The following is a 7602-nucleotide window of genomic DNA, read 5'->3' as shown; positions in this document are numbered from 1 at the left end:
ATATTAAGAAACCAATAACAGTACCTAACACGTTAAAAATCAAATCATCAATATCCGCCGCACGATAGTTATAACCAATCCATAAACCTGCTAAAGCTTGAACCAGTTCGATTGATAAACTTGCTAAGAATCCAATGAATATAACTTTTTTTATTGTTTGTATGTTTGTAAAAATCCTTGGTAAAACAAATCCCATAGGGAGAAAAAGAATGATATTACCAACTACTTGTTTTAAAATAATAGTTAAACCAAAACTCATTGCATCATAAAAAATTTTAAATGGAATAAAATTATGTTTTAACCCAAGCTGATCCTCTATCATTGTTTCAATTAAAAATTTCTGAACCGGAAATGGAAATATAGTTACACTAAAAAGGCTGCTTATATAAATAGTGAAAAATAATAGATATACGAAATTTTGTCCAGAGATACGCCTTTTCACAAGTTGAAATATTAAAATTATTAATGATATTGAAATGATTATTATGCTAGGATATAAAGCTGTTAACATAGTTAGTTTTCTCCAATTTGTTTTATTTATTTTTATAATACCAAATTTTCCATATAGCAGGGCCAATTTATTTCACTAAACTGCCCCGTTAGTTCATTAAGAAAAAGGCCTAGGAGGAAAGAAAAGAATTAGCTATTTCCTGATAACATAACTAAGTCATACAAGTTATTTACAACCTTCCTCATTCTCCAAGCTATTATTGCTGAACTAATTGCAATTACAGCTAAAACTCATAACTTTTATTAACTCTAATTTGCCTTTATCCACCTATATCTCTCCTCAACCTGTACTATTTATGAGTATATATTCTTCAACGATAATAAATAATCCTTGTGCAACTAACCTGCCCCTTTAGTGCCATAAGAAAAGAGCTGCCTTAAAGACAGCTCCGATCTTCAGCTAACGCACCCGTTAGTTCTTTAAAAATGTTACGAACCAACATATATCAAAAATAATGCGAACCATATAACCGCAAAACTAAAATCTAATAACATCTGCTTCTTATTTTCCTTTTTAAAAATACTTTCAATTCCATCTATTATTGAACCAATTCCAGCTAAAAGAATTATATATTTTATGAAATTCAAATTAAAATCGTTAATTAAACTAAATATTAAAATTAATACCATTGCTATTACCATTAAATATCTAATCAGTATAAATGGTTTAGTACTTGGTTTAGTACTTTCTCTTTTTTTAAAAAACAATCCCATTACAAAACACCGCCTAACTAATTGACTATCCTGCCCCGTTAGTTCCATAAGAAAAAGCTGCCTTAAAGACAGCTCCGATCTTCAGCTAACGCACCTGTTAGTTATTTAATTTTTTGAGATTCTAAATTTCTTTTGAGAAAGAAAATAAGCTACTGTAGCAGTTAGCAATGTTACCAGTAATGGAATTGAAGACGTACCAAACACTACTTCTTGACTTAAATTACCCTCTATGGAAGAAAAATCGGGAGTATAAGAAGCAGTAAGAATCAAACCTGATCCTATTTGAAATGCCATATATAACATTACGAAATTAATTAAAAACACAAGATACTTTTTCAACATCGTCACCCCCATTTACCTTATTTTACCACATTTAAGAAGACTCTGATCCTAAGCTAAAGCACCCGTTAGTTCATTAAGAAAGGCGATTCTTATTAAAGAATCGGGCCCTTTAATGGAAGCATATTCATTTTTTTGTTAATAATTTGCCTAACTACTTATGTGCTATATAAGAGCAGCCTCGATATGTAAGCATGCTATCAATCATTTAAGTTCTATGTTGCTTTTCTTACGTTAATAGAGAGCATTCTAAATAACAAAATAGATGCAATCAAAGCGATGATCCCATTAATAAGGAATGAAACTTCAGCGCCAAATATCTGCCATAACAAACCTGTAAGCAAAGAAGCCGGAAATAGACCAATCCCCGTAATCATAGCATAGAAACCAAGTGCAGTTCCTTTACTTTCTGGATTGGATATATCAGCAATCAGCGCCTTTTCAACCCCTTTAGTAAAGGCTGAATATAGCCCATATAATGTAAATAGACCTATTAAACCAATCGTTGTATTTACTTCCGCAAAACCAATATATACAAATCCATATAACGCATATCCTACAGTTAGTATACCTCTTCGTCCGTATCGATCTGAGAACGCTCCGGAAATATATGAAAATAAAGACGCAGTAAGGTGAAAGAGTAGATATAATAATAGAACATTTGCAGTAGAAACTCCCAAATCTGCTGCTCTTAGTAAAAGAAACGAATTTGATGAATTAACAATAGTAAAGAGAAATACAATAAATAATAATTTTTTCACATTCGGATTTAGAAGTTTCACGTCAAGTTTAGATTTCGTGGCAGGCGGCATTTCTTTAACTATTGGTTCATACTTTCTTTCCTTTATGCCCAATAACAGTAACCAACCAATAATTACAGGGATTAAAGAATACAGGAAAACATCATGAAAGTTTTGATTTCCATTCATTCGTAATATGAAATAAGCAGCTCCAATCCCGATGGAAGCACCTAACATATCCATCATTTGATGTAATCCGAAAACTCTTCCTTGTTTATTTTTTCCTCCTGACTCGGATATAAGAGCATCTCTTGGAGCCGTCCGTATCCCTTTTCCCGTACGATCTATCAGTTTCCATATGAAAACGCCGACCCAGGAACTTGAAATAATCAAAGATATTCTTCCTAAACCTGATAAGCCATAACCAAACAAAGCAAACCCTTTTCTATTTTTCCGACGATCCGAACGACGACCAGAGAAAAATTTCAAAAAACTTGCCAAGGTTTCTGATAAACCATCTACAATCCCAATAATTTAAGGGCCTGACGAAGCAAGAAGAATTGGGATTAAAGGCGTCACCATTTAAGTTCCCATATCTGTAAAGAAACTAACGAAGCTTAATATCCAAATGTTACTGTTTTTCAATTCGAAACCGCCCCTTAAAAATTAATTGCTGATAATCAGCTCCTGGTAATGCCTAAAGCACCCATTAGATCATTTAGGCTTATTGTAGAGTTGGCACATACTGTGCGCTATATCGGCAAAAAAAAGGTCAGGACCACTATCCCGACCTCTTTTTTTAATACTCTACTCTTTGTTAAGCTACATTTTTTACCTCTCTTGTTCTGTTAGCAAATAGTTTTTCTTTAAGGGTATGTATAATCATACCATCTACCCCATATCTTCCTGCATTCATAGCAGAAACAAGGATAAACATGGATAATAGAACAAGTTGTGGATTGGTACTTGTCGTGCCACTAAACAAATAAGAGAAGTTCATAACCAGACCAAAAAAGACAGCTGTTTTAGTGAAACAACCCAGCAATAAACCTATCCCGACGAGGAATTCTCCCCAAGGTACTAACGTATTGAATATCTCGACATTAGGAATGGCTACATTTTCAAGGAATGCAACCCACCATCCCTGAACAGCCGGATGATCTCCAGTCGAATTTGCCAACGCACCCTGTAAGAAACCAGAAGCATCAAATTGTCCGCCTGTTAACTTCCCCCAGCCAGCCATAACCCACGTATATCCGAGATACACACGTAACACAGCCAAAAGAATGGAGACATTTTTGTTAAGCTTTAAAAGATCAATAAACATACTTTTCCTCCCTATAATTAAAAAATAATGACTAGGAGATATAATAACATAATTGAAAACGATTTTCATTATCAATTATGTAAATATTATATAAATAATCTCAATCAAAAAAGTTCGTAAAAGTGTACTTTTACGAACGGGGTATATAGCTACTTTTAACAGCTCAACCGAACAATTTCGATCCTGTTTTTTCGAGTTACAGGGATACCATATGGGATACCCTCTTTCATAAAAAACAATGAATTGTCCATCGCCATATTATTATCACGCATAATTATAATTTAAACTGCTTCTTCCGCTTCTTCAAAATTTATTTCTGGCGGTTGCTTTTTAAAAAATTTTGTTAAGAACAGCAAATAAATAAAACCGATAGCTGCCCAGAGACTGCCAAGTATTAAAGCGTTTTTATCCAGGTTCAAAAACAACCAAATATCAAGGGAAGCTCCGATGGCAGGTAAGAGTAAATAAAGCACAAAATGTTTCCCTCCGCGTTTTTTTCCTTTCACATAATAATGGGTAATGACAGAAAGATTTACAAATATAAAAGTAGCAAAAGCTCCAAAGTTAATAAAAGAAGTTGAGGTCGTAATATCAAAGGTCAAAGCTAATAAAGCAATACAGCCAATAAAAAATAAATTAAACACGGGTGTACGGGATGCTGGATGAATATATCCGAAAAGCTTTTTTGGAAGAACAGAATCTCTTCCCATTGCGAGCATAAGACGAGCCGCACTTGTTTGAGCCGTTAAACCGGAAGCAAATTGTGCAATGATTAATCCTGCGAGGAAAAGGGCACTAAATAAATTTCCACCAATTAGACGGGCAATCTCAAAAGCTGCGGAATCAATATTTTGAAATTCTGTATAGTGGGGGAAAACAAGATAAAGAAAGTAAGAGGAGAGGATGAAAATCCCTCCACCGATAAACGTAATGAGCAAAATCGCTTTTGGAATTGTTTTTTTCGGATTGATCGTTTCTTCGGAAAGAGTGGAAACTGCATCAAACCCTAAAAATGAGTAGCAAGCTACAGAGGCTCCTGCCAATAATAGGGAGAACGATGCATCACCGCTCATAAATGGCTCCATAGAAAACAGCGTTCCTACTCCCGTGCCTTGGATAATATTCACGGAACACAAAACCAGAAATAGGACAAGAACAAGCAATTGAAAAGCCATCATTAAAAGATTTACATTCTTCATCACTTTTGTTCCAATTAAATTAATCGTTGTGGTGAGCACTATAAAGGCAACGATCCATACCCAAGATGAAACAGATGGAAAAGCGGCGTTCAAGTAAACGCTTCCAATCAACCAGATTACCATCGGCAAAAATAAATAATCCAATAAAACGGACCATCCTATAAGAAAGCCGAGTTGCGGGCTAATTGATTTCCTTGTATACGTATAGGCGGATCCTGAAACAGGATAGGCTTTCACCATTTCACCATAGCTGTAAGCAGTGAAGAGCATAGCGGTTAAAGCAATGATATAGGCAACAGGTACAATGCCTTTTGTTAGCTCAGCCATTACCCCGTATGTCCCAAAGACAACCATCGGTGTCATGTAAGCAAGACCAAATAATATAACATGCGACAATGTTAATGTTCGTTTAAATGAAACACGTTTCTTTTCCATTTGAAATCCTCCTTTTCGTTTAAATAGCCTTGTTCTTTTAGAAGAGACCGTTTTTAGGATCGGACAGACGTTTGATGTAAATCGGTCAATTTCGAGTAGATTTGTTTGTTCACATTGCCAATATAATTCAACCGGGGATCTTTTTTTGGTTTTACGTCAATGTCCTCGGAAACGATACCTTCCTTACCTTTTGCATCAACCATCACACGGCCTGTATGATCAACAATCATGCTGCTACCGAAAAACTCTAACTCTTCTTCTCTTCCAAGTCTGTTACAAATGGCAATAGGTATTTCATTTTCAATTGCCCGGCTTTTTAAGAAAATGGATTGTGCTTCTTCGTATGGTTTCATATTGGCTGTAGTAATAAAGAGAATTTCAGCTCCGCTTGTTCGTAAAATTCTTGCCACTTCCGGAAATTCAAGGTCATAACAGATCATCATCCCGACTTTTCCAAATTTGGTAGAAAAAACAGGGTAATCCGTTCCTCTTGAAAAATAGTCTGTTTCTGTATCGAATAAATGTGTTTTTCGATACTTTCCGAGAATGTCTCCATTTTCATCAATATAAAGAACAGATATATAGTAAAACTCCTTTTCTCTTTCAGGAAAGGAAAGAACCAGTGCGAGCGACAATTCTTTGCAAATTGCCTGTAATGATCGAATGCTTGGACCGTTCTCCTCTTCCGCAAATTTGCTAACATCTTCTTTTAACAAATAACCTGTCAAAGCCAACTCTGGAAACACAATCACATCAGCCTCAGCTGTTTTGGCTTCCTTCATATAGGCTTCTATTTTTTGTAAATTCCCTTGTTTATCTTTTAGCTTTGGTTGGAACTGTGCTAATGAAATTTTCATTTGAATCACCCTTTCTACTTTATTTAATTGCAAGTATTATGCCAATTATTGAAATATTGATTTATTAAATGATGAATGCTTTAATAAAAGAAAAACGATGAATATATTCATCTAAATACATAAAACACTTTCATCTTTGATGAATAAAATCATCAAAGATAAATCTTCGCATCATTGAAAGGAGTGGGCAACTATTGGAGCAAAGGAATAGTTTTAGCTGTTTACTAAATGATCAGGGGGTAATTATCAAGATGTTTGGGGATATGAGTAAAGTGCTGGAGGAAAGCAGCCATCTGCTAGCAGAAGGAATTAACTTTACCCATGTGAAATGGCAAGACCTTTTTCTTGGAGGATATGACCTGAAGCAAGACGTCCAGCTTCTTCAAACTCTGCGGGGGACAAGTGTGATTGTTCATTCCATTTCTCTTTTACTTCATGATGCTTCAAAAAAAAACAAGTTGGTTACCTTTATTAATTTATCGAGCGTTAATTTGTTGGTCTCCAAGCAAAAACGACCAGTATCCGAGTTAATTATTAATTCCCCGTCCATGCAAAAAATCATCAATATCATTGAAAAGGTATCTGATGTGAATTCTACCGTTTTGCTGTTGGGAGAATCAGGAGTTGGCAAAAGTGCGATTGCTAAACTGATACATCAAAAGAGCACAAGGAATAAAGGTCCTTTCATCTCCATCAATTGCAGTACGCTGCCTGAAAATTTGGTGGAGTCTGAGCTGTTTGGATACGAAGCCGGCACATTTACAGGCGGAAAAAATAAAGGGAAAACGGGTTTGTTTCAAGCAGCTGAAAAGGGAACCATTTTTCTTGATGAAATAGCAGAATTACCGCTGAATGCTCAGGCAAAATTGCTTGATGTTATTCAGGAAAATCGAATTCGGAAAGTGGGAGCGACGACGTTTCAAATGATTGATGTCCGTCTCATCGCAGCAACAAATAAAAACCTTTCCACTTTAGTCGAAAAGCAACAGTTTCGAGAAGATTTATTTTATCGATTAAACGTAATTCCATTAACTATTCCACCTTTAAGAGAGAGGAAAGAGAGCATACCTAAACTTGCTCAAAATTTCTTGGATAATTTCAACCGGAAATATAACCGAAACTACATGTTGGATCAGGAATTGTTGGAAGGGTTTATGGATGCTGATTGGCCAGGAAATGTCCGGGAGCTGGAGAATACAATAGAAAGGCTTGTGGTTACCAATTTTTCAGTCTTAGATACGCCATCCCATGGCAAGGAAAGTAACCTGCCTCCTTTCACCTACAATCCTGATCGCTATCGGAACGCTGTTTCCTTTTCTTCTTTAAAAGAAGCAAAAGAAGCGCTCGAAAAGGATCTTATTTTACAAACTTATCATGTTTTTCAAAACACATATAAAACGGCTCAGTACTTAAATGTTGATCAATCAACGATTTCAAAAAAACTAAAAAAATATAATAGTGAAAATTGATCTGACTATAGG

8 protein-coding genes are annotated in these 7602 nt (G+C 35.3%); 1 reads left to right on the top strand and 7 read right to left on the bottom strand.

What is annotated here, in order from left to right; genetic code table 11:
* From ACFRAK_RS25585 to ACFRAK_RS25555, 7 genes are all read right to left on the bottom strand, one after another.
* Positions 1 to 511, bottom strand: a 511-nt coding sequence (locus tag ACFRAK_RS25585; RefSeq protein ID WP_394572747.1) for a VanZ family protein, incomplete at its 3' end; no start/stop codon positions are given.
* Between the two features lie 428 nt (positions 512 to 939).
* The gene (locus tag ACFRAK_RS25580) at positions 940 to 1224 is read right to left on the bottom strand and encodes a hypothetical protein (RefSeq protein ID WP_394572746.1); all 285 of its coding nucleotides are present in this window, start codon (positions 1222 to 1224) and stop codon (positions 940 to 942) included.
* 105 nt (positions 1225 to 1329) lie between these two features.
* Positions 1330 to 1566 (bottom strand): hypothetical protein, encoded by a 237-nt coding sequence (locus tag ACFRAK_RS25575; RefSeq protein WP_387604803.1) that lies wholly within the window; start codon positions 1564 to 1566, stop codon positions 1330 to 1332.
* A gap of 212 nt (positions 1567 to 1778) precedes the next feature.
* Entirely contained in the window at positions 1779 to 2828 is a 1050-nt protein-coding gene (locus ACFRAK_RS25570) for an MFS transporter (RefSeq protein WP_387706822.1), read from the bottom strand.
* Positions 2829 to 3120: 292 nt separating this feature from the next.
* Positions 3121 to 3630, bottom strand: a complete 510-nt coding sequence (locus ACFRAK_RS25565; protein ID WP_387604800.1) for a DoxX family protein — start codon at positions 3628 to 3630, stop codon at positions 3121 to 3123.
* 281 nt (positions 3631 to 3911) lie between these two features.
* Positions 3912 to 5264 carry an APC family permease gene (locus ACFRAK_RS25560; protein ID WP_387604798.1) on the bottom strand — a complete coding sequence of 451 codons (1353 nt, stop codon included), beginning with the start codon at positions 5262 to 5264 and terminating at the stop codon, positions 3912 to 3914.
* A 53-nt stretch (positions 5265 to 5317) separates the two neighbouring features.
* Positions 5318 to 6121: a carbon-nitrogen hydrolase family protein gene (locus tag ACFRAK_RS25555; protein WP_387604796.1), complete on the bottom strand. Its 804-nt coding sequence runs from the start codon at positions 6119 to 6121 to the stop codon at positions 5318 to 5320.
* Positions 6122 to 6372: 251 nt separating this feature from the next.
* On the opposite strand from ACFRAK_RS25555, the gene ACFRAK_RS25550 reads away from it, so the two are divergent.
* Positions 6373 to 7590, top strand: a complete 1218-nt coding sequence (locus tag ACFRAK_RS25550; RefSeq protein ID WP_394572745.1) for a sigma-54 interaction domain-containing protein — start codon at positions 6373 to 6375, stop codon at positions 7588 to 7590.
* Positions 7591 to 7602 lie beyond the last annotated feature (12 nt).

The sequence above is a fragment of the Peribacillus sp. NPDC056705 genome (assembly GCF_043656335.1).
The sequence above is the reverse complement of the archived record's forward strand: the minus strand, read 5'-3'. Positions and strand labels throughout refer to the sequence as shown.

What these genes read in the sequence shown, in the direction of transcription:
- ACFRAK_RS25565 (WP_387604800.1), bottom strand. Translation starts at nt 3,630, where the DNA reads ATGTTTATTGATCTTTTAAAGCTTAACAAAAATGTCTCCATTCTTTTG.
- ACFRAK_RS25575 (WP_387604803.1), bottom strand. Translation starts at nt 1,566, where the DNA reads ATGTTGAAAAAGTATCTTGTGTTTTTAATTAATTTCGTAATGTTATAT.
- ACFRAK_RS25550 (WP_394572745.1), top strand. Translation starts at nt 6,373, where the DNA reads ATGTTTGGGGATATGAGTAAAGTGCTGGAGGAAAGCAGCCATCTGCTA.
- ACFRAK_RS25560 (WP_387604798.1), bottom strand. Translation starts at nt 5,264, where the DNA reads ATGGAAAAGAAACGTGTTTCATTTAAACGAACATTAACATTGTCGCAT.
- ACFRAK_RS25580 (WP_394572746.1), bottom strand. Translation starts at nt 1,224, where the DNA reads ATGGGATTGTTTTTTAAAAAAAGAGAAAGTACTAAACCAAGTACTAAA.
- ACFRAK_RS25555 (WP_387604796.1), bottom strand. Translation starts at nt 6,121, where the DNA reads ATGAAAATTTCATTAGCACAGTTCCAACCAAAGCTAAAAGATAAACAA.